Here is a 22,111-nt window from a genome sequence, read left to right as displayed (position 1 = left end):
CCGTGCGGCATGCTTCGCATTCCCTTGTCTTTGTGCTCGTATTTCCTGACCGCCTGCGTATTAATGCCCTGGTTTTCGCTCAAGGAGTTTCGCTCAAGGAGGAAAGGCGATGCGATATCGATACGTGCTGGCGGCGGCGCTGTTTGTTGTGAGCGGGCTGGCCGAAGCGGCGTCTTGTCCGGCATGGTCGTCGGCGCGGGCTGAACAGGAGATCGCCCAACTGGGGCAGCAACTGACGCAGTGGGACAACGCCTATTACGAACAGGGCCAGAGCCCGGTGGACGATCAGGTTTACGATCAACTGCGTCAAACGCTGGCGACCTGGCAAGTCTGTTTTCAGACGGATATCGGGCGTTTTGCGATAGCTCTGCCTACCACCGGCAAACGGCAGCATCCGGTGGCGCACACCGGCCTGAAAAAGTTGTCGGAACCGGCCGAACTGAAGCAGTGGATCGCACAGCATCATGATTTGTGGGTGCAGCCCAAGATCGATGGCGTGGCGGTGACGCTGGTGTACGAACAAGGGACGCTGGTTGCCGCCATCAGTCGCGGCAATGGCTGGCAGGGCGAGGACTGGACCGACAAGGTGCGCCAGATGAATACGGTGCCACAGCGTCTTTCCGGTGTGTCCGGCCGTCAGGTTTTTCAGGGCGAATTGTATTTACAGGTGGCGGGCCACCGTCAACAGCAGGTCGGCGGCATTAACGCGCGGGCGCAGGTGGCGGGTGAAATGCGGCGCAAACAGCCTTCGCCGCTGCTGTCCCGCATTGGCGTATTTATCTGGGCCTGGCCGGACGGCCCGGCGGACATGCCGGCGAGACTGGCGAAATTACGGGAACTGGGGTTTGGGCTGACAGCGGATTACTCGCAACCCGTTTCCTCGCTGGAGACGGCGGCGCAGTGGCGTGAACGCTGGTATCGTGCGCCGCTGCCGTTTGTGACCGATGGAGTGGTGGTGCGCCAGGCGCGGGAACCCGCCGGACGTTACTGGCAAGACAGCCCGGCGGAGTGGGCGGTGGCCTGGAAATATCCGTTGGTGAACCGGGTGACGGAAGTCACTGGCGTCGACGTTGAAGTGGGGCGAACCGGCAGAATGACCGTAGTGTTGCAACTGCAGCCAGTGGTGCTGGATGACAAAACCGTTAGTCGGGTCAATCTCGGTTCGGTATCCCGCTGGCGGCAATGGGATGTGCTGCCGGGGGATCGGGTCAGCGTCAGTCTGGCGGGGTTGGGGATTCCCCGGCTGGACGCCGTGGTCTGGCGCGGTGCGGTACGTGAAGCGATAACCGTCCCGGCGTCGTCGCCCTTTGATGTTTTCAGTTGTTTGCAATGGAGCCGGGAGTGCCAGCCGCAGTTTCTGGCCCGACTGGTATGGATGAGCGGGCGCAACGGGTTGTCGCTTAGCGGCATCAGCGAAGCCACCTGGCGGCGACTGACACAGCGCGGCGCGCTGGCCGATGTGGTGTCCTGGCTGGCGTTTGAGCCGGCTCAGTTGGCGGCGGCCGGTGATTTCGGCGAACAACAGGCGGAACGGATTCACCGCCTGTTTCAGCACGCGCGTCGCCAGCCGTTGCGAAACTGGTTGCTGGCGTTAGGACTACCGGTGCCATCCCGCGCCCGGCACGCGCTGGATGGTGCATCGCTCGAACAGTTGCAGCAGCGTTCCGCAGCCGAATGGCAGCAGTTTTCCGGTATTGGCGTTCGACGGGCGCAGCGTATTCGGGACTTTCTGCACCACCCCGATATCGTCCGGCAACTGGCATGGCTTAATGAACAAGGCGTGAAATCATGACGGGAATCACCGGTCTGATGGGAAAGAACAGCGCTTTTCAGCTAATAACCAGAGTGATGAATTGAAAGGAAAAAATAGTCAGAGCAGCAAACAAGAAAATAGAAATAACATGAAAAATCAATTCGGCGATATTTAAAATAAAAATGGCATCTAATAACGTTTTTCCTTGTTTTTCCGCGCGATTCACTTATTAGCCGAAAGGATAAACAGATTGCTTAAACGATGCTGAACTGTCTGTGTAAAGATTCCACAGCTAAAGGGCGTAATGGCATAAGAAAAAACCGGAATAGGCCGATGGCGCCTGAACTTTCGAACATACCATTGGTCTGTTTACAGGATATTTTACCTCTGGAGTATGGTCTGGAATGAAATCCCTGCTGGCGTTGTCACAATCTAAATTGTCCTGGTTGCTGGCAATCTATATTGGTTTTTTTTTGAATCTGCCGGTTTTTTATCGGCGTGTAGATGCATTCCCGTTTTTTACTGAAAATCCGGTCGCCAAATATATTCCCCTGTTGGTGGAATCGATGGCTTGCATTTTGTTTACCTTTTTCCTGATGCGACTTCTGTCGCTCGGCGGACGCCGTTTTTTTCGTGTAGTAGCGTCATTGCTGGTCTTGATTTCAGTGGCCGCCAGCTACTACATGACTTTTTTTAATGTCGTGATTGGTTATGGCATTATCGCCGCGGTAATGACCACGGATATTGATTTATCCAAAGAGGTGGTCGGGCTGTTTTTTGTGCTGTGGGTGGCGGCGCTCGGTATTCCGCCCTTGTTTGTCATCTGGAAAAACCAGCTGCAGCAAACGCTGATCGAACAATTGCGTACTCAGGGGCGCCGACGTATCGCGCTGTTGGGACTGGTGGTGTCCGCTACACTGGTATGGTTGCCGCTACGCTATCTGGATCGGATGAATACCTCGGCGGAGAAACTGTCCAATCAGGATTTGCCTAGTTACGGCGGGGTGGTGGCCCATTCTTATCTGCCGGCCAACTGGTTGTCGGCATTCGGTTTGTTTGCCTATGCCCGTTATGATGAAAATCAGGATGACGACGAGCTGATTGATCCCGGTAAACAGTTTACCTATCAGGCGCCGCCGGGAATCGACGACACTTACGTCGTCTTTATCATCGGCGAAACCACCCGCTGGGACCATCTGGGGTTGCTGGGCTACGAGCGTGATACTACGCCGCAACTGGCGAAGGAAAAGAACCTGTTGGCGTTTCGCGGCCACTCTTGCGACACCTCCACCAAGCTGTCGATGCGCTGCATGTTCGTGCGGGAAGGCGGCACCGCCGATAACCCGCAGCGTACGCTGCGGGAAAAAAATATCTTTGCCGTCATGAAATCGCTGGGGTTTACGTCCGAACTGTTCGCGATGCAGAGCGAGGTCTGGTTCTATAACAACATTCAGGCCGACAATTACGCCTTTCGTGAAATGATTGCCTCGGAAAAGCGCAATGAGGGCAAAGCGGTGGACGACATGCTGCTGGTCGATGAAATGTCGCAGTCGCTGATGCGTTACCCTAACGGCAAGCACCTGGTGGTGCTGCACACCAAAGGCTCCCACTATCTGTATTCGATGCGCTATCCGCGCAGCTATGCCCGTTATCAGCCGGAGTGTATGGGCGTGGATGCATCCTGCTCCCGGGAACAGTTAATCAATGCCTTTGATAACAGCGTGTTGTATACCGATGCCTTCATCAAACGGGTAATTGACCAGTTGCGCGACAAGAAGGCGCTGCTGGTGTATTCCTCCGATCACGGTGAATCGATCGACGACAACTACCATTTGCATGGCACGCCGCGCCAACTGGCGCCGCCGGAACAGTTCCGTTCGCCGGTTATGCTGTGGGCTTCGGACAAGTATCTGGCGCAACCACGTAATCAGCAGGCGTTTGAGCAACTACGGGCGCAGCAGCAACAAGGAAAAGTGCTGCGTCATGAGGAGATTTTCGACTCCATGCTGGGGTGTCTGGGATATACCTCGCCGGATGGCGGCATTCAGGAAAAAAATAACTGGTGCAATGCGCCGGGGCGCGAATAACGCCGTTGCCTGCGGGTTGGGACGACGCGCATTCCGGCGGCAATGGCGGTGTTTTTCCACCCTGTCGGACACTTTGTCGCCAACCTGTTGGCTTTTATGAAAAAGGGATTGACGCTATGGTAGGGGCGCAGTAATATGCGCCCCGCATTCGGTGAGTGGCGCAGCCTGGTAGCGCACTTCGTTCGGGACGAAGGGGTCGGAGGTTCGAATCCTCTCTCACCGACCAAATTTTAAAACGGTAAAACCCGGTTACCGTTAACATGAAACTCGCATCCTATGGATAGCGAGTTTTTTTGTTTCTGCAGCCCGGTGTGGCGATTTTTTCACCTTTCTCTTAGCGTTTCAGGCATATTCATGCCAAATCCTGCTTTATGCCTTGTTTCCCTGCTTTTTTTTCTCACGACGATGCTTTTTCGTTGCGAATATTTTTCCCTGTCTGACGCGCTAATTTTTTGTTTGGCTTCGCCTTTTTATCCGCGATGGCTTATTTCTCCCGGTTTTTACCTTTTTTTACATTTAGGCGGGCCGGCAATCAGTTTCATCACGAAAATATTAAGGGTTTTAATCTGAGAGCAATGATAAAAGGTGAAAAAAACAACACGGATAAGCGGCGCTTTCCCGCCGGGCAGAGGTACTGCTCACGGCGGGGGCGGTTCTATCAATATTTCAGCTGCGCCAGCGCTTTTTCGGCTTCCACTCGGCGGCCCAGATCGGCGATTTCCCGTCCCGGGCGGGGCGATGCATTCAGTGCGGAGGTCAGATATTGTCTGGCTTCGCCCTTGCGTCCCGCTTTCAGCAAAAAGTCGCCGTAAAAGAAGTTGGCATCAATGTTGGCAGGATTCATTTTCAACGCGGTTTTCAGGTACTGCTCCGCTTTTTTGTCATCGCCAAACCCCAGCGGCCAGCCCGGCACCTGATAATAAAGCACGCCAAGGATGGTGTAAGCCGCGCCATTCAGCGCATGCGGGTCAAGGGCGATGGCTTTTTCCAGCGAGCTTTTGGCCTGTCCGGCCAGATTGAGCGCTTCCATACCGTCTTTGACGCCGGCCCAGCTGCTGTCGACCATCGCCGACCAGATCAGATAATCCGCGCGATCAGGGTGGCTTTCCGCCTGTTCCTGCGCCTGTTGGCTCAATGCGGCGAAACACTCATCTTTGCGGGATGCCAGCGTCTTGTACTGGCAGACGGACCATTGCCGGTGGATATCCATCGACGTATCGCCGGCATGGCCCATGTTTACCGTCAGCAATCCACTGAGCAGTAGCATTGTTGCTCGGAGAATCATCTGTGAACGCATAGTCGTATGCGAGCGGATAGTCGTATATAAGCGGGTAGCCGTATGTGACCGAATTGTCATATCTGATTGGATTGCCATATGTGCCCGGAGAACCATGTGTGATTTCCCTATTTTTTCTGCGCCTTTGCATAATGCTGGATAGCGGCAAGCTGACGACGGATGGCATTATCCACCACGGCAGGCACCAGCGCATTAAGCCGCACGAACAGTTTTTCCGGCCAACCCAGCCAACGGCGCACGGTTTCCTGCTCCAGCGCGTTGACCACCTGTTCCGCCACCCAGGCCGGGTTGTCGCTGTGGTAGCCCAGCGCCTGAGTCAGAGCGTTGGTCTTCTGGGCGTGACGGCCGGTATCGATGGATCTGGGAGCCAGATGCAGTACTTTAATCCCTTTAGATGACAATTCGCGATGCAGCGCTTCGCTGAATCCGCGCAAGGCAAATTTGCTGGCGCAATATGCGCTGTATCCCGGGTAACCGATCCCGTCCAGGGTCGAGCCGATATTCATGATGATGCCGGGCGTGCTGATGCAGTCGAGCAAAGAGTGAGTCAGCAGTATCGGTGCTTCGGTATTAAGAGCAAGTTGCCGACGGATGACGTCGTGGCTCTGCTCTTCAAACAGGCCGAAGGTCGATGTGTCTATGTTGTTAATCAGCACGTCCAGTCTGGCGTTTTCCGGGAAACACTCCGCCAGCGCGTCGCGATCCTGTTCGTCGCACAGGTCCGCCAGCAAAATATTGTGATGACTGGGATCGGGTAACCGATTCTGTAACGCCAGCAGCGCCTTTTCATTACGGCCGACCAGATATAGCCTGGCGCCCCTGGCGGCCAGCGACAATGCCAGTTCCTGGCCAGTGCTGCTGCTGGCGCCCGTCAGAAGGATACGTTTATTTTTTAGCTTCATGACATTAGTGCTCCGTGAGGCTGCGCAGCATATCGCCGTACAGCTGATAAACCACATGAGCGGCATGAATTATCGCGGTCTGATCGGCCGAGTCGCTGATGTTGTCCATCCGCGCGGCGAAGACGTTCTGGCATGTTTTATCCGCCGGATCTTGTGCCTGCAGGCCGTTTATCGTGCCAACAGGCAGGCCCTGTTCCGCTTCTATCTGCCTGACCATATCGGGCGCGATGTTGGCCTGGATGCCTTCCAGTACGTGTATCAGGCCGAAGATGCTCATCGGGTTGTCGCGCTGGATCTGGTCATAGAGGTACGCCGCCATCAGTTCAATCCACTGGGTGGCGGCGTTCTGGCTCAGGGTTTCCGTTTTGCCGCCGCAGGCACGAATTCTGTGGAGAATCGAGGCCTTGTGGTCGTACTCGGCGTCGATATATTCCTCAATGGCCTCACGCACCCACGCCTGATGCCGGGGAAGACGACCGCTCGCCGCCATCAGCAGCGGTACGGTATAACTGACGTGATGGTAAGCCTGCGTCAGAAAGGCGATGTACATATCCCCGGTGATGGTTCCCTGACGACAGGCGTCAATGACCGGAGCGGACATCATCAGTTGTTGCGATGTTGATGTTGCGGATTGCAGTTGCTGGTAAAAGCTCATGTCTTACTCCTGAATGGCGCGTTGACAGTCGGGGCCGCCTCTGGGTGCGATGGTGTCATGCTAACGGGCGAGCATTAAGAGAGACTTAAGACGGTTAAAAAATCATCTCAATATCGATGTGTTAGATTAATGTTTTGATAAATAATGAAATTTATAGTCATTGGTTTGCGGTGAGGGTACACGTCGGCGTCGGGTTCGGCGCCGGAATCCGGTGGTACTGAAATCCGATATAGGTAAAATCCGGTATAGGTGATAGTAGGCCGCCTGATAAATCACGAAGGGACGGAGAAACAGCATGTCGAGATCGCGCCGCGCGCATCAGCTGGCGATTTGGGTGGTGATGACCAGCGCCTCGTTGGTGGGGCTGGTTCAGGGGTATTCCATCCCGCTGGTGACGCTGAAACTGACCGCGCTGGGATACGGCTCCGCGCTGACTGGCATGATGTCCGCGCTGCCGGCGATTGGCGTCTTCGTCTCTTCCTGGGTGGCGGCGCCTGTGGCGATGCGTTTGCCGGTGGGCCGCTTGCTGGCGCTGTCGACATGGGGCATGGGCGTCAGCCTGACGCTGTCGTTTTACCTCGACAATGTGCTGCTGCTGGCCGCACCGCGTTTTCTGATGGGATTTTGCTGTGGGCTGATTATCGTCATCGGCGAAACCTGGGTCAGCGGCCACACCGCCGAGCACCGCCGGGGCGTGCTGGTGGGATTGTACGCCACCGCGTTTACCGGCCTGCAACTGCTGGGGCCGCTGCTGATTTCCCTCACCGGCCTGGACGATCCCACCGGGCTGTTGCTGATTCTGGCGCTGCATGGCGTATGCCTGCTGATGGTGCCCGGCTCGTCTTTTTCCGGGCTGGCGCTGAGCGCCCATCGGCAACATAACCTGTTTTCACTGCTGCTGGCCGCGCCGGCGCTGGCGGCGGCGGTATTTGCGTTCGCCTTTTTCGACGGCGCGGTGCTGTCGATGCTGCCGCTGTACGGCATAGCGCACGGCTACGAGGAACCGCTGGCGGTGCTGCTGGTGACGGTGCTGTTTATCGGCGATGCGTTGTTGCAGGTGCCGCTGGGCTGGGTTTCCGACAAACTGGGTACGGTGCGGGTGCATCTGGTCTGCGGGGTGCTGTTCGTGCTGATGCTGGCCGGTCTGCCGTTCAGCTACGGCACCGGCTGGGTGTGGGCGAACGTCTTCCTGCTGGGCGCGGTGGCGGGCAGTATTTACACTCTGTCGCTGGTGCGGGCGGGCAAGCAGTTCAGCGGCGTCGATCTGGTGGCGATCAACGCCTTGTTCGGCGTTTTATGGGGCGTCGGCAGCTTCAGCGGTCCGCTGGTGAGCGGTTCGCTGATGCAGTGGTACGGCCGTGATGGGCTAATCGCTATTCTGGGGTTGCTGGGGCTGTTGTTTCTGGCGGCCAACGCGCTTGCGACGACGCAGCGGGACGCCGCCAGACCGGCGAGTCCGGAAGTGGCCGAGTAGCCCGACAGGCGTGTATTGGTGGTGAATCACCGGGGGAGAAAATGGATCGTCTGGCAACGCTGGAAACGTTTATCTGTGTTTATGAGTGCGGCTCCTTTTCCGCTGCGTCGCGCCGTCTTGGCATCGGCCAGCCGGCCATTTCCAAAGCCATCATACAGCTTGAGCAGCAACTGTCGGTCAAGCTGTTGCTGCGCTCCACCCGTGGGTTGACGCCCACCGAAGCCGGGCAGCGGTTTTACGAGCAGGTCGCCCCGGCGTTGCAACAGTTGCACGAGGCGCAGGACGGGGTGCGCGGCGGTAACGGAGAACTGAGCGGTTATTTGCGGGTGTCGGCGCCGGTGACTTTCGCCCGCCTGCATGTGCTGCCCCGTTTGCATAGGTTTATGTCGCAGCATCCGCAGCTGAAGGTGGACATCATTCTGGATGACCGTCCGGTGGATCTGATCGCCGAAGGCATTGATGTGGCGTTGCGGCTGGGCGAGATGAAAGATTCCGGGTTGACCGCCCGGAAGATCGGCTCGGCGCCGATGCGGTTGCTGGCTACGCCGGCGTATTTCGCCGCTCGCGGCACGCCGGCCTTGCCCGAGGCGCTGGAAGAGCATGACGCGGTGATCTACCTGCAGGCCGATGCGCCGGGCAACTGGTGGTTTCGTCGCGATGACCGGCAATGTCTGGTCACGCTGTCGGGACGCATCCGCACCAGCGCGGCGGAAGGGGTGCGGGAAGCGGTGCTGGCGGGCAACGGCCTGGCGGTGGCGTCGGCGTGGATGTTTGCGCCGGAGCTGGCGAGCGGCGAGGTGGTAACGGCGCTGACCGACTGGCATATCGGCGTCATGGATCTGTGGGCGGTTTACCCCGGCGGCCGGTTAACGTCGGCCCGCGCCCGGGCGTTTACCGAATTTGTGGCCCACCATCTGTCTGTGCCTGCCTGAGTTTCCTTTCACCCATTCCATTCTGGAATAAATATTATGGCTGGTGGCGCTCTTCTGCGGTGAAGTCGCCTTGCTTATGCTGAACCTGTCCCCCAAGTCGTGCCGTGTGATGGTGCTTCCGGCCTGAGGGGAAAACAACCTTCAGACAGGCAACCACGGAGAATGACCATGAGCACGTTATCTTACAGCGATGACGCCGTACAACAGGCGGGTAAGCCGCTGATTTTTGCCATGGCGGCCGCCAGCGGTGTGGCAGTCGCCAATATTTATTACAACCAGCCGATGCTCGGCCTGATGACCGCCAGCTTTCCCGGCAGCGGCGCGACATCGATGATTCCCACCGCTACCCAGCTTGGTTACGCGCTGGGATTGCTGATGCTGGTGCCGTTGGGCGACAAGTTCGAGCGGCGACAGCTGATCGTCTGGCAATTTTTGTTGCTGGCGCTGGCCTCGGTACTGGCGGCGCTGGCGCCGTCGGCGACGGTGCTGCTGGCGGCATCGGTATTGATCGGCGTCGGCGCGACGGTGGCGCAGCAGATTGTGCCGGTAGCGGCGACGGTGGCGGGCGAGGGTCAGCGCGGCGCGGTGGTCGGCACCGTGATGAGCGGGTTGCTGAGCGGCATACTGCTTAGCCGGACGCTGGCCGGGCTGGTGGCGGATGCCGCCGGGTGGCGCGCCATGTTCTGGCTGAGCGTGCCGCTGGCGCTGGCGGGCGCGGCGCTGATGGGGCGCATGCTGCCTGTGTTGCCGTCGTCATCGGCGCTGTCCTGGCGTTCGCTGATGCGCTCACTGCTGACGCTGTGGCGCGCGGAGCCGGCATTGCGTCGCGCTACCTGGATTCAGGGTGCGCTGTTTGCGTCGTTTAGTGCGTTCTGGAGCATTCTGGCGCTGTACCTTGCCAGCGGCAGCCATCCGATGGGCGCGGCGGCGGCGGGTCTGTTCGGCGTGATTGGCGTGGCGGGCATTACCGCGGCGCCGGTGGCCGGACGCCTGGCGGATCGCATCGGCAGTCGGCCGGTGATTCTGCTGGGCGCGTTGCTCACGCTGCTGGCGTGGGGCGTGTTTGGGCTGTGGGGCGCGGTGGCGGGCCTGATTGTCGGGGTGATACTGCTGGACCTCGGGGTGCAGAGCGCGTTGATCGCTCACCAGCATGTGATTTATGGCTTGCAACCGGCGGCGCGCGGGCGCATCAATACGCTGTTCATGGGCGGCATGTTCCTCGGCGGGGCGCTGGGTTCCAGCGGCGCGATGGCCGCCTGGCAGGCGGGCGGCTGGATGCCGGTAACGCTGTTTGCCGGCGGCGTGACGCTGCTGGCGCTGGTGGCGGCCAGTCGTCGGTAATCACGGGCGGGGTTCCGCCCGTGACGGGTATAACGATTACAGCGTATAGCGCACCGGCAGCAGCGCGGTGCGATCCACCGCGCCGTTGAGGCGTTTCATCACGGCATCGTACGGACACAGGGTGCCGACATCGGTTTTCTGGCAGCCGTTCATCGAGAATTCGCTGCGCAGCGGCGGATGGTCGTTATCCAGCGCGGTCAGCCCGCGAATCTGGTCCAGCGACTGCGCCTGGAAGTAGATGCGCACGAAGCGTTGGCTGGACTGCGGATTGCGCCAGCGTTCGAAGATCAGGCTGCCTGCGGGCGGGATATTGCCGCGCGGGTAGTCGCCCATCTGCCAGGTGAAGCCCAGCATGGCGCGCAGTTTGGCGATGTTGGTGTCGTGCGCTACGTACAGCAGCCATTTGGCGTCGGGCGGGGCGTCCGCCTGATGTTCCGGGTTGAGCGCCAGGGCTATCTGATTCATCAGTACCGAACCGCCGCGCCGCGCCACGTAAGGCAGGTCGTTGGTGAAATCGTAGTTGGCGGTCAGCAGCGGCATTAACGCGCCCACCGCGGCGGCGGTTCTGGCGTTGCCGAACGCCACCTGACCGAGCGGGTTGTTGTTGCTGTAGGCCAGCCGGATGGTTTCCGCCATGTTGGCCAGCGCTTCCGGCCCATGCAGCGAGAGGTTCCCTTTTTTGCTCTCTTTCACTTCCCATTTGGCGCTGAACGCCGGACAGGGTTTATCCGGCAGGCAGACCGCCTGTTTCAGGCGATCGATCGCCGGTTGCCACTCCGCCTGAATCTGCCCGGCGCTTTTGCCCTGCATCGCTTTTTGCAGATCGGCCTTCACCTGTTCCTGATCCACCGGCACGCCGGCGGTTTCGGCATGGAACAGCGGGTCGTTGTCTTCACTCTCCGGGCCGCGAATCACCACGCCGCAGCCGGGGAATACGCCATCCATCAGCGCCATTGCGGTTTCCTGCGTGCGTTGCAGCGGGCTGGCCCAGACAAACACGTCGTCGGACGCCGGGCAATTTTGGGTCAGCAGCCTGTGCTGGCGCAGGTACTGCCCTTCGTACCGTCCTTTTAGTACCGCCGCCGCATAACCGTGACCGGTCAGCTCGCCGTAATGGGTCAGCCAGGCAGGCCAGTTGCGTCCGGTGCCTTCCTGAATGGTTTTGACGTTGCCTTCGGTCGGCGGGCGTACGCCGTGGCGGCTTATTTCCACCACTTTTTCCAGCGTCCAGCCTGACGGAGCGGTTTCCGCCTGCGCGCCCAGCCAGGGTAACGCCGACAACAACAGCCCGGCGACGGTCTTGCGTGTGAATAACATAGTTAATCCTCGGGTACATGCCTTTTGGCTACCGCAAGGCTAAGCGATGGCGGTAGCGGGAAGAATATTTTTTCTATGTAAGAATCGTGGGATTTCTTTCAGCCTGTAAATAAGTTTGTTGAAGAGAAAATATCTTTTTGAGCCCGGCAATGATGTGAACGTCATCACTTTCACTCTGAAGGCCGTGAAATGAAAACAGAAAAGCCTGAATCATGAAACTGTCTTCTTTTTGCCGGTTTGTTGTCACAGAGCGCTTTTAGGCTTGGCGGATTAACACCGGGGTGTGATTTACGGAGACGTCATGAAGGCCAATAAAATACCGACGCTATTTAACCGCGGTGGGTTTGGTGGCTCAGGATTTATTGGCGCCGGGTTTATTGCCCCGTTGCTGATCCCGTTATTGCTATTCTGGGTGATTCCTTTTTTTTGCAGCCTCTATATCAGCCTCACCGACTGGGATTATATTTCGCCGGATTATCATGTCGTCGGTGTGGATAATTACCGTGATTTGCTGCAGAGCGACGATTTTTCCGGCGCGCTGGCAAACACGCTGGTGTTCGCCATCGCGGTGGTGATGCCGGTGGTGGCGCTGGGGCTGGGATTCGCGCTGCTGCTGCATCGCCGGTGTCGCGGGCAACGCTGTTATCAGGCGATGATCTTTTCTCCGTGGATTACCCCGACGGTAGCGGTTTCCGTGGTGTGGTCATGGGTGTTCGACTCTCGCGCCGGGCTGGCGAACCAACTGCTCGGGCTGTTCGGCGCGGCGGGCGTGCCCTGGCTGGAGCGGCCGGGCAGCGCCATGCTGGCGGTGGTGGCGGTCACGGTATGGCAGGGCATCGGCTGGACGATGATGTTCTTCATCAGCGCGCTCAACCGCATTCCCGCCGAGCTATACGAAGCCGCGCGGCTGGACGGCGGCAGCCGCGCTACACGCCTGTTAACCATCACCTTGCCGCTGATTTCCCCCACCACCTTTTTCCTGTTGATCGTCAATCTGGTGAATGCCGTTCAGGCATTCGATCAATTTCAAATGCTGACGCAGGGCGGCCCCGGCAATAGCACCCGCACGCTGATGTACCTGTTTTACCAGCAGGCGTTCCAGCAGTTCAGCATGGGACCGGCGGCGGCCAGCGCGGTGATGATCCTGTTGCTGGCGGGGTCGCTGTCGCTGGTCAACACCCTGATTGCCCGCCGCTGGGTCTATTTCTAAGGAGCATGGGTATGGTGTCGTCGCCGATCGCGCTGGCCGAACCGGTTGTTTCCGCTGCCGCCCGTCGCCCGGTTTTTCGCGGGCGGGGATTGCTGAAACACCTGCTATTGATGATGGCCGGCCTGCTGATGGTATTCCCGTTCGTGTGGATGCTGTCCGGCGCGCTGAAAACCAATGACGAAATTTTCCGCCATCCGCTGCAACTGTTGCCGTCGCATCCCGACTTTTCCTCATTCGCCGCGGTATGGCGCGAGACGCATTTCGGGCTGTTTATGTACAACAGCCTGACGGTGGCGCTGCTGACGTCGCTGCTGGTGGTGGTCAACAGTCTGCTGTTTGCCTACGCCGTTGTTCAGTGGCGCGGTAAAGCCGGCCGTTTGCTGTATGGCGTGGTAATGGCCTGTTATATGTTGCCCGGCGCGGTGACCTATATTCCCTGTTACATCATTCTGGCTAAATTGCATTTGCTGGATACCCATATCGGCCTGATTTTTTCCAACGCGGTAAGTGCGATGGGGGTGTTTTATTTACATCAGGCGCTGAAAAAAATTCATCCGTCATTAATGGAAGCGGCGCGTATTGACGGCGCCGGCGAATGGACGTTGCTGCGTACCATTGTGCTGCCGCAAATAAAGCCGGCGCTGGCTACGCTGTTTCTGCTTATTTTCATCACCAATTACAACAGCTACATGTGGCCCAGTCTGGTGATTACTTCGCCGTCGCTGAATTTAATTTCCATTGGTATCCGGCAGTATTTTATTTCCGGGGGAGACTACGGTTTTAACTGGTCGAATATCATGGCGGCCAGCGCCATTGTCGTGATGCCGATGCTGTTTTTATTCCTGTTGTGCCAACGAATTATCCTGTCCGGCTTTTCCGATAATGGAGTGAAAGAATAATGATGACCGTACGCAAAGGGTGGCGGTGTGTGAGCGGCGCGCTGTGCGCGCTGCTGCTGACCGCGCAGGCGCAGGCCGCTACCGAGGTGAACTTCTGGTATTCCGGCGGCACCAAGCCGCAAAAAATGATGCTGACGCTGATCGACGAATTTAACCGCAGTCAGGATCAATACGTGGTGAAAGGCGCGTTGCAGGGTAATTACGATGAAACCTGGCAAAAATTACAGGCCGGCATGGCGGCGCAAAACGCCCCGGCGTTCGCGCTGTTGACCGCCTCGCAGGGAACGGCGCTGGCGGAGCGCAAGTTGCTGCGCGACCTGCGGCCGTACATGGACGACAGCTTCCATTTCACCGATTTTATCGGCGCGTTCCGCCGTCAGGTCACCCGGCCGAACGGCAGCGTTTACGGCCTGCCCGCCTACGGCACCACCCAGGTGCTTTACTACAACAAGGCGATGCTGGCGCAGCACGGTTTTACGCCGGATGACCTGAAAACCTGGCAGGGGCTGGCGAAAGTGGCGACGGCGGTCACCCAAAAAGACGCCGACGGCAACACCCGCTATTACGGCTGGGAGCCGATGTGGGGGCCGGGCAACCTGATTGACGCGGCGCTGTCCAACGGCGGGCGTATTCTCAGCGAAGACGGTAAAAAGGTGGTGATCGATTCGCCGGCGTGGGTGGAGGTTTGGGACAGCTTCCGCCGGTGGATTCATGAAGAGCGCATCATGCGCATTTATCACGGCGGTCAGGGCTGGGAATACTGGTACAAAACCATTGATGACGTGATGAAAGACCGGGCGCTGGGGTATACCGGTTCGTCCGGCGATCAGGGCGATCTCGACTTCCAGCGGCTGGCGGCGTTGCCTCAGCCGGGCTGGGGGAGCAATCCGGCGGCGCCGCAGGCGGGGGCGCTGATTTTCGTGATGCCAACCGGCACGCCGGAAGCGGCGGCGAAGGGCGCCTTTGCCTTTATGCGTTTCTACACCAGTGCGGCCAATACCGCCCGCTGGTCGATGTTCACGGGGTATATTCCAGTGCGTGAAAGCGTGTTGCAGGACACGGATTATCAGAAATACGTCGCCGCCAACCCGCAGGCGGCCGTGCCGGTGCAGCAGGCGAAATCCGCCAGTATGGATTTTATCGATCCGACCAAAGGCAAAATTCTGGATGCGCTGACCGTGGCCGCCGATCAGGTGGAAATCGAAAACAATCCGGCGCAACAGGTATTGACCGAGGCGGCCCGTAAAGCGCAAAAAGCGCTGGACCGCATCAATGAATAAGCCGGAGCTGACCCTTGCCGGTTGCCTGACGACAGGGCGTGGGCAAGTGGAGTTTACCGTGCCGGAGGGGGTCGACTGCCTGACTCTGACCGCGCACAACCGCAACAAAAGCTACCTGTATGCGTTTGTCTACGACGCCCGCCGGCAACTGCGCGCCAACCTGCTGATTGAGCCGGCCGCCAAGTCGGTGACCATCGCCGCACGGCGTGCGTTGCCGTTGGGCGGCATACCGGGGCCGCTGCCGCCGGGGGCGTGGCGGCTGGCGCTGTGCAGCATTCCGGCTCAGGCAAATCATCCGACGCAGGCGGATTACCAGATCACGGTGGCGTTCGATCCGCCGTTGCCGCCGCCGGACGAGATGCTGCTGACGGTGGCGCTGCGCGGCGACCATCAGGTGTGTTTTGACTATTCCGCCTGTCTCGAACCGGCGTCCCGCTGGTATCGCGGCGATTTGCACGCCCACACCCGGCTGTCGGACGGGCACAACGGCCTGACGGCGGCGGTGACGCTGGCGCAAGAGCATCAGCTCGATTTTCTGTTCCTGACTGAACATAACCTGTGCCACCCGGCGCTGCCGGCTGGAGGCCGTACCCTGTTCCTGCCTGCGCTGGAGGTGACCACCGACATCGGCCATTTCAATGTGCATGGTCCGCGCCGGGTGCTGACGCCGGAAGACGGGGACATGGCGCCGGAAACGCTGATCCGTCAGGGGCTGTCGCTGAATGTGACGGGCGACGGCAACATCAGTATCAACCATCCGATGATGCCGCCGTGGCACTGGCAGTATGCGGCGATGCCGCTGGCGCGCATCAACACGCTGGAAGTGTGCTGCGACCCGACCTGGCCGACGTCGGCCGCCGCCACCGAGCGGGCGTTGCAGTTCCTGAGCACGTTGTGGAACGGCGGCTGGCGCATCGCCGCCGTCGGCGGCAGCGATTGCCATCTGCGCCCGGACGAACGTTATGACGGCGCGACCCAGCCCTCGGTGTACGGCGACCCGACGACGCTGGTGTTTGCCCACGGCCTGAGCGGCGACGCCATTCTGCACGGATTGCGGCAAGGCCGGGTGTATATCGACCGGCAGTGCGGCCTGCGCTTCCGGTTTGACGACGGCGACGTGTTGCCGGGGCAGAATGTCGGGGCGCGCACGGTTCAGGCGACCCTCGTCATCGAAAACGATCGGCCGGGCTATGTGGCGGAATGCGTAGCGGGCGGAACGGTGATTGCGCGCCATGAACTGGGGCGCGACGAAGTGAGCTTTGCGCTGCCGCTGGCAAGCTGGCCGTGGTGCCGCATTGATATCCGCGGGCCGGACGGCGACTTTGCCGGGCTGATCAATCCGCTGTATAACGGCACTCACCCGATTTTCTCCTGCCAGACCTTCACCACCTGGGGCGAAGCGGTGGCGCGCCTGCCGAAATAGCGCGGGATGACGCTCCGTCGGCGTTATTGCGCCGGGTAATGAAAAGGGGGCGCGACTGGCGGCGGGTGGTGCCTCGCTGTGATTAATGGCATAGTCAGCGCCACCTGTCGGACGAAAGATATCAACGACGCCCTGATGCCAACCTCATTTTTATCGTGCTGGAGCGGCTGGCTGGAACGCCGCCAGACCGTCCTCTATCTGCTGACCATGCTGGTCGCCGCCGTGCTGGCGTGGCGCTGGCCGCCATCGGACGCGCTGGCGGAGGCGATTAACCCCGCGCTGGCGCTGATGCTGTTTGTCACCTTTCTGCAATTGCCGCTGTCCCGCCTGCTGGAGGCGCTAACCCATCTGCGCTTTATGCTGGCGCTGGTGGTGACGAACTTTGTGGCGATACCGCTGCTGGTGGCGTTACTGCTACGTCTGTGGCCGCTGGAGCCGCTGGTGGCGGTGGGTGTCGCCATTGTACTGCTGTGTCCCTGCGTCGATTATGTGGTGACCTTTTCGCATCAGGGCGGCGCGGATTCCCGATTACTGCTGGCGGCGACGCCTTTATTGTTGATATTGCAGATGTTGCTGCTGCCGTTATGGCTGCCGCTGCTGTTGCCGCAGACCACGGCGGTCACCATCGGGATGGCGCCGTTCCTGCACGCTTTTATCGTCCTGATGGCGCTGCCGTTGCTGTTGGCGGCCGTCGTTCAGCGCTGGGCGGCGCGAGATCCTGTCGGCGCGGCGGTGACCGGCTGGCTCGGGCTATTGCCGGTGCCGGCCACCGCGCTGGTGCTGGCGTTGATCATCGCGTTTGTGGTGCCGCGGCTGGGGCTGGCGACCGGTGCGGTACGGCAGGCGTTACCGATCTATCTGCTGTTTGCCGTGCTGGCGCCGGCGTTGGGCTGGCTGATGGCGAGGCTGTGGTCGCTGCCCGCGCCCTCGGGGCGGGCGCTGGTGTTCAGCGGCGCCACCCGCAACGCGCTGGTGATTTTGCCGCTGGCGCTGGCGATACCGGATGCGTTGCCGGTCATTCCGGCGGTAGTGGTGACGCAGACGCTGGTGGAGCTGCTGGCGGAACTGGTCTATATACGCTGGGTGCCGCGCCTGCGTTTTGCCGGCGGGCCGCCGCATTCCACCGCGCCATCCAGAAAATAACAAGAGGGAACCATGCGAGCATTTAAACAATTACGTGGGCCGGAACGGCTGATTCGGATGGGACAGTGGACCGTTGCGCTGCTGTTTGCCTATTTTCTGGTGATGATCAGCGCCGCGGTGCTGGAAGACCTGCCGTCGCTGAACCGTGAACCGGAGCGCAGCAGCTTTATCGATCAGACCGCGGTGGACGCCCAGAAAGCGCGCATGGCGCCGATTCAGGCGGCGCAGGAAACGCTGGACAACACGCTGGCGGATAAACGGGAGGCGCGCGAAATGGCGCTTAACGATTACGCCAAAGCCAAGGCCAGCTTCGACAACTGGCGCGCCACCCGCAGCAGTACCGAGCTGTCCGATCAGAACCCGGAGGTGATCAAGCGCAACCATGAGCTGGATCGCCTGCTGGCGGTGCAACAGCAACTGGATGGGCAAATCGCCGATCTGCAAAAACAGAAAGCGCAGTTGCAGCTTCAACTGACGCCGATAACGCTGGCGGTCAGCCAGTTGTACGGCGATGCGGACGCACGCTATGGCGAGGCGCTGCACAAGGCGGAACTGCAGGCGTTTTTCATCCGGCTGGCGTTTGTCGGCCCGCTGCTGCTGGCGGCGCTGTGGCTGTTTCGTCGTTATCGCAGCGGTAACCAATGGCCGTTCGTGTGGGGGTTCATTCTGTTCGCCCTGTTCGGCTTCTTTGTCGAACTGGTGCCGTATCTGCCGAGTTTCGGCGGCTACATTCGTTACGGCGTCGGGGTGGTGCTGACCTATTTCGGCGGGCGGGCGTTGCTGCGCTGGTTGCAGACGTATCTGGAACGTAAGAAGCAGGAGCAGGCGGCCTCGCAGGAAGAACGCAAGGAGTCGATTCACTACGAAGCGGCGTTGACGTCGCTGGCGCGCAACCAATGCCCCGGCTGCGACCGCCCGCTGATCCTGCAGGGCGGCGGCGCCCCGGCATTCTGCATGCATTGCGGGCTGCAACTGTTGTCGCAGTGCCCATCCTGCGGGTTGCGTAAAAACGCCTTCTATCACTACTGCCCGGATTGCGGCGCGCCGGCCGAAACGTCGAAAAGCTAAAGAATCACAGCGTCAGGCGCATTACAGGGTCAGGCGCATCGTCGTCAGTTCCAGCCCCTGATCGCCGAACGGGGCGGCGGCGGTGATGTGAAAACCGAGCGACTGATAGCAGCGCAGCGCGCTGTGGTTATGGGTAAACACCGACAGCGATACGGCTTGCGCCTCAAACCGCTCCGCTGCCTGTCGGATGGCGGCCTGCAACATCGCGCGCGCCAGCCCGCGCCCGCGGTACGCCGGGTCGATGAACACCCGGCACAGCCGGCTGTGGCGCGGTTCCACCTGATACAGTTCGACAAATCCCACGATAGCGCCCTGATGCTCAAACAGATACGGGGCAAACTGCGGGTTAGCCAGATGATCGGTAATCTGCGTGGTGGTGAGTGGGAACGAATACGTGGGGCCGCCCCACAGCAGATTCAGTTCGGCGCTGTCTACCCAGCGAATCAGGCGCGGGTAATCCACCAGCGTAAAATCGATAAGCGACATCAGGCAGGTTTCCTTACAGCATCCGTGACTGGCGGCAGGCGGCGCCCGCCTGCAGATAACGCGCCATCTCGTCTTCCGGCACCATGCCGCCGCCGGTGGCCCAGATAACATGGGTGCCTTGCCGGCAACGCTGCGGCGTCAGCGGCGCGCGCCGGCGGTAGCCCTGATTTTCCTGCAACAAACGCAGAAAACCCGGCGCGCCCGCCAGCGCGGACGGCTCCAGCAGAATCTGCTGGGTTTCGTGCATCACATGCAGTAGCGCCAGCATTTCTTCATCCGTCAGTGTGTAGTAACCGTCGATCAGCCGCTGCATGGCGTTGCCGACAAAGCCGGACGGCCGACCGACCGCCAGCCCGTCCGCGGTAGTACGGTTGCTGATGCCGAAATCCTGCACCGCCAGCCGATCGTGCAGGCCGGTGTAGACGCCCATCAGCATGCAGGGGGATTCGGTCGGTTCAGCGAAAATGCAGTGCACGTGATCGCCAAACGCCAGTTTCAGCCCGAAACTGATGCCGCCGGGCGCGCCGCCGACGCCGCAAGGCAGATACACGAACAGCGGATGATCGGCGTCCACCACCCGGCCCTGCGCGGCAAACTGCGCTTTCAGCCGTTCGCCCGCCACCGCGTAGCCCAGAAACAGCGAAGTCGAGTTTTCGTCGTCGATAAAGTGGCAGCTCGGGTCGGATTGCGCTTCCCGGCGGCCTTGCGCCACCGCCTGACCGTAATCGCCGTCGTATTCCACCACCCGCACGCCGTGCGCGCGCAACCGGTCTTTCTTCCACTGGCGGGCATCGGCGGACATGTGCACCGTGGTGTCAAACCCCAGCCGGGCGCTGGCGATGCCGATCGACATCCCCAGATTGCCGGTAGAGCCAACCGCCACTTTGTGGCGATGGAACAACTGCTGACAGTCGTCGTCCAGCAGGCGGCGATAGTCATCGCTTTCCTGCAGTAAGCCGTGACGCAACGCCAGCTGTTCGGCGTGGTACAGCACCTCGTAAATGCCGCCGCGCGCTTTGACCGACCCCGCCACCGGCAAGTGGCTGTCCAGCTTCAGTAACACGGAGGATGGCGCATCCAGCCCCGCCTGCCGGGCGATTGCGGCGGCAAACGCCGGCACCGGCACCAGTTCGGACTCGATGATGCCGTGGCTGGCTGCCAGTTCCGGAAAAGCCTGGCGCAGAAAAGGCGCGAACCGTTGCAGGCGCTGGCTGGCGTCGGCTACGTCGGCATCAGTCAGCGGCACGTCGCCCAGCGCGTCGCGTACGGGGACCACGGCCGGATTAAACCAGCACACCGGTTGGCGGTTAACCAGCGGTTCCAGCAGTGGAAAGTCGTGGAACCATTGTGGCAAGGATTTACCGTATACGGCGTCAGCCATGATCGTTGTCTCCAGTAAACGGCGGGCGCGTGCCCGCTGCGAATCATCGACGTTTATCATGCCTGCGTTAGCGGGGATTTGCCTACCGTCATCGCCGGACGGGTGTTTGTTAATAAGGATTTGTTTTTTCTAATCATAGGGATATGTCGGATTCCCTACCCTATACAGAATTTTTATACCCGCATAACCGGCTTTTACGACAAATTTACCGCCTGACCGGTAGCCTGACTGCGTGTTCCCGGAGCGGCGCTAACCGAATGCGGGCGGGCATCGTTGAGGGGATCGGACAACCGATGGCGACACGGCTTAGATACGCTGTGCGGCAGGCCCATTTCATGGGGGAAGTGAGCCTGCCATAGCGGATCTCCCGAGGTGAGGAGGCAATCATGAAAGTAAACAGGCTGGCGGCAGGCGGGGTGTTGCTGATGCTGCCGTTATGCGGGCTGGCTATTGCGCCTTATCCGGCGGATGGCAATCGTGAATTTACCGAGGCGCAGCGGGCGGAGATCCGCCGGATTGTGACGGAATATTTGCTGGCGCACCCGGACAGGGTTCAGGCGATAGGCCAGACACCGGCGATCGACGGATGCATGCCGGTGCATCCGGCGGCCGGCAACAGTAAGCCCGGTTCGTGCGTCAACACGCTGTGGGTGTGCCCGCCGCAGTAAATCCGGCGGGGAAAAGGCGGAAAGACATGAATAAATATTGTTCACATATTTTGAAAGATATCTGCAAATAAACCCGGTTTTAACGTCGCGTTAACAGGTCTATTATCACTTCCATCGAAGGCGAGAACGCCTCCTGAAAAGAATACTCACCCCATTCAACGTGAAGGATATTGACCATGAAAGCTATCAAAAATATTGTTGCAGTTATCGCCCTGGCTACCGTTTCTTTCGGCACCTTCGCTGCGACCACGTCCACTGCGACTGAAGTACAGCAGTCCGCCAGCCTGTCCGTCGGCACCGTCAGCGCGACAGCCGCTACGCTGGACGGTCTGCAGGCCAGCCTGTCGGAAAAAGCCAATGCGGCCGGCGCCAAATCGTTCCGCATCATCTCCGCCACCTCCGGTGAAAACCAGATGCGCGGTGTGGCTGAATTGTACAACTGATAACCGGTTTATCGTTATCATCAGCAACAATGGCCGCCTTCGGGCGGCTTTGTTGTTTCTGATATTTGGCTATATATATGAATAAAGCGCATTAATAATATTAAGAACATCTAAAATATTAAGGTGTCGATATTATTAAACTCCTCTTGTGACATTCTTATTAAATTATTTTCATAAAATTTTCATTTTTAATAATTTGGTATCATAATTATTTATTGATATAAAATTATTGTAGTAATTATATATTATGATGCTATTTGTATTGTCAATGTGAATCTCATAGGTTGTTTTCTTTATTTTTTTGTCTGTTCCACTCCTCAGTGAAAATAAATTATTTCAGCCAGCGTTAAGG

Annotated in this window: 19 protein-coding genes and 1 tRNA gene; 14 read left to right on the top strand and 6 right to left on the bottom strand. The window is 59.3% G+C overall.

Features of this window, described 5'->3' with window-relative positions; translation table 11 throughout:
• Positions 1 to 109 precede the first annotated feature (109 nt).
• The 3 genes from ligB (at position 110) to CPA59_RS22300 (ending at position 4,066) form a co-directional block, all read left to right on the top strand.
• The gene (gene ligB, locus CPA59_RS22310) at positions 110 to 1,792 is read left to right on the top strand and encodes an NAD-dependent DNA ligase LigB (RefSeq protein ID WP_107760722.1); all 1,683 of its coding nucleotides are present in this window, start codon (positions 110 to 112) and stop codon (positions 1,790 to 1,792) included.
• A gap of 365 nt (positions 1,793 to 2,157) precedes the next feature.
• Positions 2,158 to 3,840, top strand: a complete 1,683-nt coding sequence (gene eptB, locus CPA59_RS22305) for a kdo(2)-lipid A phosphoethanolamine 7''-transferase (protein WP_107760721.1) — start codon at positions 2,158 to 2,160, stop codon at positions 3,838 to 3,840.
• Between the two features lie 149 nt (positions 3,841 to 3,989).
• A tRNA-Pro gene (locus CPA59_RS22300) sits at positions 3,990 to 4,066 on the top strand.
• 432 nt (positions 4,067 to 4,498) lie between these two features.
• Here the strand turns inward: CPA59_RS22300 and CPA59_RS22295 are convergent.
• From CPA59_RS22295 to CPA59_RS22285, 3 genes are all read right to left on the bottom strand, one after another.
• The gene (locus CPA59_RS22295; RefSeq protein WP_100850346.1) at positions 4,499 to 5,125 is read right to left on the bottom strand and encodes a tetratricopeptide repeat protein; all 627 of its coding nucleotides are present in this window, start codon (positions 5,123 to 5,125) and stop codon (positions 4,499 to 4,501) included.
• Between the two features lie 119 nt (positions 5,126 to 5,244).
• On the bottom strand, positions 5,245 to 6,039 hold the full coding sequence (locus tag CPA59_RS22290) for an SDR family oxidoreductase (protein ID WP_038917355.1): 795 nt from the start codon (positions 6,037 to 6,039) through the stop codon (positions 5,245 to 5,247).
• A gap of 4 nt (positions 6,040 to 6,043) precedes the next feature.
• Positions 6,044 to 6,694, bottom strand: coding sequence for an iron-containing redox enzyme family protein (locus tag CPA59_RS22285; protein ID WP_107760720.1), 651 nt, complete (start codon positions 6,692 to 6,694; stop codon positions 6,044 to 6,046).
• A 295-nt stretch (positions 6,695 to 6,989) separates the two neighbouring features.
• Between CPA59_RS22285 and CPA59_RS22280 the strand changes: the two genes are divergently transcribed.
• From CPA59_RS22280 to CPA59_RS22270, 3 genes are all read left to right on the top strand, one after another.
• Positions 6,990 to 8,168, top strand: a complete 1,179-nt coding sequence (locus tag CPA59_RS22280) for an MFS transporter (RefSeq protein ID WP_107760719.1) — start codon at positions 6,990 to 6,992, stop codon at positions 8,166 to 8,168.
• Between the two features lie 41 nt (positions 8,169 to 8,209).
• Positions 8,210 to 9,100, top strand: a complete 891-nt coding sequence (locus tag CPA59_RS22275; RefSeq protein WP_107760718.1) for a LysR family transcriptional regulator — start codon at positions 8,210 to 8,212, stop codon at positions 9,098 to 9,100.
• A gap of 168 nt (positions 9,101 to 9,268) precedes the next feature.
• Positions 9,269 to 10,441, top strand: a complete 1,173-nt coding sequence (locus CPA59_RS22270) for an MFS transporter (RefSeq protein WP_049854821.1) — start codon at positions 9,269 to 9,271, stop codon at positions 10,439 to 10,441.
• Between the two features lie 36 nt (positions 10,442 to 10,477).
• Here CPA59_RS22270 and CPA59_RS22265 read toward each other — a convergent pair whose 3' ends face one another.
• Positions 10,478 to 11,758: a histidine-type phosphatase gene (locus CPA59_RS22265; protein ID WP_107760717.1), complete on the bottom strand. Its 1,281-nt coding sequence runs from the start codon at positions 11,756 to 11,758 to the stop codon at positions 10,478 to 10,480.
• 301 nt (positions 11,759 to 12,059) lie between these two features.
• Here CPA59_RS22265 and CPA59_RS22260 point away from each other — a divergent pair, with 301 nt between their 5' ends.
• The 6 genes from CPA59_RS22260 (at position 12,060) to CPA59_RS22235 (ending at position 18,781) form a co-directional block, all read left to right on the top strand.
• Positions 12,060 to 12,968 (top strand): carbohydrate ABC transporter permease, encoded by a 909-nt coding sequence (locus CPA59_RS22260; RefSeq protein ID WP_222844068.1) that lies wholly within the window; start codon positions 12,060 to 12,062, stop codon positions 12,966 to 12,968.
• An 11-nt stretch (positions 12,969 to 12,979) separates the two neighbouring features.
• Complete coding sequence (locus tag CPA59_RS22255; RefSeq protein WP_245167392.1) at positions 12,980 to 13,867, top strand: carbohydrate ABC transporter permease; 888 nt, start codon at positions 12,980 to 12,982, stop codon at positions 13,865 to 13,867.
• Entirely contained in the window at positions 13,867 to 15,147 is a 1,281-nt protein-coding gene (locus CPA59_RS22250; protein ID WP_107760715.1) for an extracellular solute-binding protein, read from the top strand. The genes CPA59_RS22255 and CPA59_RS22250 overlap by 1 nt, the downstream gene beginning before the upstream one ends.
• On the top strand, positions 15,140 to 16,570 hold the full coding sequence (locus tag CPA59_RS22245) for a CehA/McbA family metallohydrolase (protein ID WP_107760714.1): 1,431 nt from the start codon (positions 15,140 to 15,142) through the stop codon (positions 16,568 to 16,570). Before CPA59_RS22250 ends, CPA59_RS22245 begins: the two co-directional genes overlap by 8 nt.
• Positions 16,571 to 16,705: 135 nt before the next feature.
• Positions 16,706 to 17,713, top strand: coding sequence for a bile acid:sodium symporter (locus tag CPA59_RS22240; protein WP_107760932.1), 1,008 nt, complete (start codon positions 16,706 to 16,708; stop codon positions 17,711 to 17,713).
• A 12-nt stretch (positions 17,714 to 17,725) separates the two neighbouring features.
• Positions 17,726 to 18,781: a hypothetical protein gene (locus CPA59_RS22235; protein WP_107760713.1), complete on the top strand. Its 1,056-nt coding sequence runs from the start codon at positions 17,726 to 17,728 to the stop codon at positions 18,779 to 18,781.
• 21 nt (positions 18,782 to 18,802) lie between these two features.
• Here the strand turns inward: CPA59_RS22235 and CPA59_RS22230 are convergent, their stop codons facing one another.
• The gene (locus CPA59_RS22230) at positions 18,803 to 19,267 is read right to left on the bottom strand and encodes a GNAT family N-acetyltransferase (RefSeq protein WP_107760712.1); all 465 of its coding nucleotides are present in this window, start codon (positions 19,265 to 19,267) and stop codon (positions 18,803 to 18,805) included.
• Positions 19,268 to 19,280: 13 nt separating this feature from the next.
• Positions 19,281 to 20,648 carry a D-serine ammonia-lyase gene (locus CPA59_RS22225; RefSeq protein ID WP_167389561.1) on the bottom strand — a complete coding sequence of 456 codons (1,368 nt, stop codon included), beginning with the start codon at positions 20,646 to 20,648 and terminating at the stop codon, positions 19,281 to 19,283.
• A gap of 386 nt (positions 20,649 to 21,034) precedes the next feature.
• Between CPA59_RS22225 and CPA59_RS22220 the strand changes: the two genes are divergently transcribed.
• Positions 21,035 to 21,316, top strand: a complete 282-nt coding sequence (locus tag CPA59_RS22220; protein WP_107760711.1) for a hypothetical protein — start codon at positions 21,035 to 21,037, stop codon at positions 21,314 to 21,316.
• Between the two features lie 176 nt (positions 21,317 to 21,492).
• A complete protein-coding gene (locus CPA59_RS22215) occupies positions 21,493 to 21,759 on the top strand; it encodes a DUF1471 domain-containing protein (protein ID WP_038917369.1) in 267 nt (88 codons plus the stop codon).
• Positions 21,760 to 22,111: the final 352 nt, after the last annotated feature.

It is taken from the genome of Dickeya sp. Secpp 1600, from assembly GCF_003049805.1.
GTDB classification, from domain to species: domain Bacteria; phylum Pseudomonadota; class Gammaproteobacteria; order Enterobacterales; family Enterobacteriaceae; genus Dickeya; species Dickeya fangzhongdai.
This window is presented reverse-complemented; position numbering and strand designations above follow the sequence as displayed.

What these genes read in the sequence shown, in the direction of transcription:
- ligB (WP_107760722.1), top strand. Translation starts at nt 110, where the DNA reads ATGCGATATCGATACGTGCTGGCGGCGGCGCTGTTTGTTGTGAGCGGG.
- eptB (WP_107760721.1), top strand. Translation starts at nt 2,158, where the DNA reads ATGAAATCCCTGCTGGCGTTGTCACAATCTAAATTGTCCTGGTTGCTG.
- CPA59_RS22295 (WP_100850346.1), bottom strand. Translation starts at nt 5,125, where the DNA reads ATGATTCTCCGAGCAACAATGCTACTGCTCAGTGGATTGCTGACGGTA.
- CPA59_RS22290 (WP_038917355.1), bottom strand. Translation starts at nt 6,039, where the DNA reads ATGAAGCTAAAAAATAAACGTATCCTTCTGACGGGCGCCAGCAGCAGC.
- CPA59_RS22285 (WP_107760720.1), bottom strand. Translation starts at nt 6,694, where the DNA reads ATGAGCTTTTACCAGCAACTGCAATCCGCAACATCAACATCGCAACAA.
- CPA59_RS22280 (WP_107760719.1), top strand. Translation starts at nt 6,990, where the DNA reads ATGTCGAGATCGCGCCGCGCGCATCAGCTGGCGATTTGGGTGGTGATG.
- CPA59_RS22275 (WP_107760718.1), top strand. Translation starts at nt 8,210, where the DNA reads ATGGATCGTCTGGCAACGCTGGAAACGTTTATCTGTGTTTATGAGTGC.
- CPA59_RS22270 (WP_049854821.1), top strand. Translation starts at nt 9,269, where the DNA reads ATGAGCACGTTATCTTACAGCGATGACGCCGTACAACAGGCGGGTAAG.
- CPA59_RS22265 (WP_107760717.1), bottom strand. Translation starts at nt 11,758, where the DNA reads ATGTTATTCACACGCAAGACCGTCGCCGGGCTGTTGTTGTCGGCGTTA.
- CPA59_RS22260 (WP_222844068.1), top strand. Translation starts at nt 12,060, where the DNA reads ATGAAGGCCAATAAAATACCGACGCTATTTAACCGCGGTGGGTTTGGT.
- CPA59_RS22255 (WP_245167392.1), top strand. Translation starts at nt 12,980, where the DNA reads ATGGTGTCGTCGCCGATCGCGCTGGCCGAACCGGTTGTTTCCGCTGCC.
- CPA59_RS22250 (WP_107760715.1), top strand. Translation starts at nt 13,867, where the DNA reads ATGATGACCGTACGCAAAGGGTGGCGGTGTGTGAGCGGCGCGCTGTGC.
- CPA59_RS22245 (WP_107760714.1), top strand. Translation starts at nt 15,140, where the DNA reads ATGAATAAGCCGGAGCTGACCCTTGCCGGTTGCCTGACGACAGGGCGT.
- CPA59_RS22240 (WP_107760932.1), top strand. Translation starts at nt 16,706, where the DNA reads ATGCCAACCTCATTTTTATCGTGCTGGAGCGGCTGGCTGGAACGCCGC.
- CPA59_RS22235 (WP_107760713.1), top strand. Translation starts at nt 17,726, where the DNA reads ATGCGAGCATTTAAACAATTACGTGGGCCGGAACGGCTGATTCGGATG.
- CPA59_RS22230 (WP_107760712.1), bottom strand. Translation starts at nt 19,267, where the DNA reads ATGTCGCTTATCGATTTTACGCTGGTGGATTACCCGCGCCTGATTCGC.
- CPA59_RS22225 (WP_167389561.1), bottom strand. Translation starts at nt 20,648, where the DNA reads ATGGCTGACGCCGTATACGGTAAATCCTTGCCACAATGGTTCCACGAC.
- CPA59_RS22220 (WP_107760711.1), top strand. Translation starts at nt 21,035, where the DNA reads ATGAAAGTAAACAGGCTGGCGGCAGGCGGGGTGTTGCTGATGCTGCCG.
- CPA59_RS22215 (WP_038917369.1), top strand. Translation starts at nt 21,493, where the DNA reads ATGAAAGCTATCAAAAATATTGTTGCAGTTATCGCCCTGGCTACCGTT.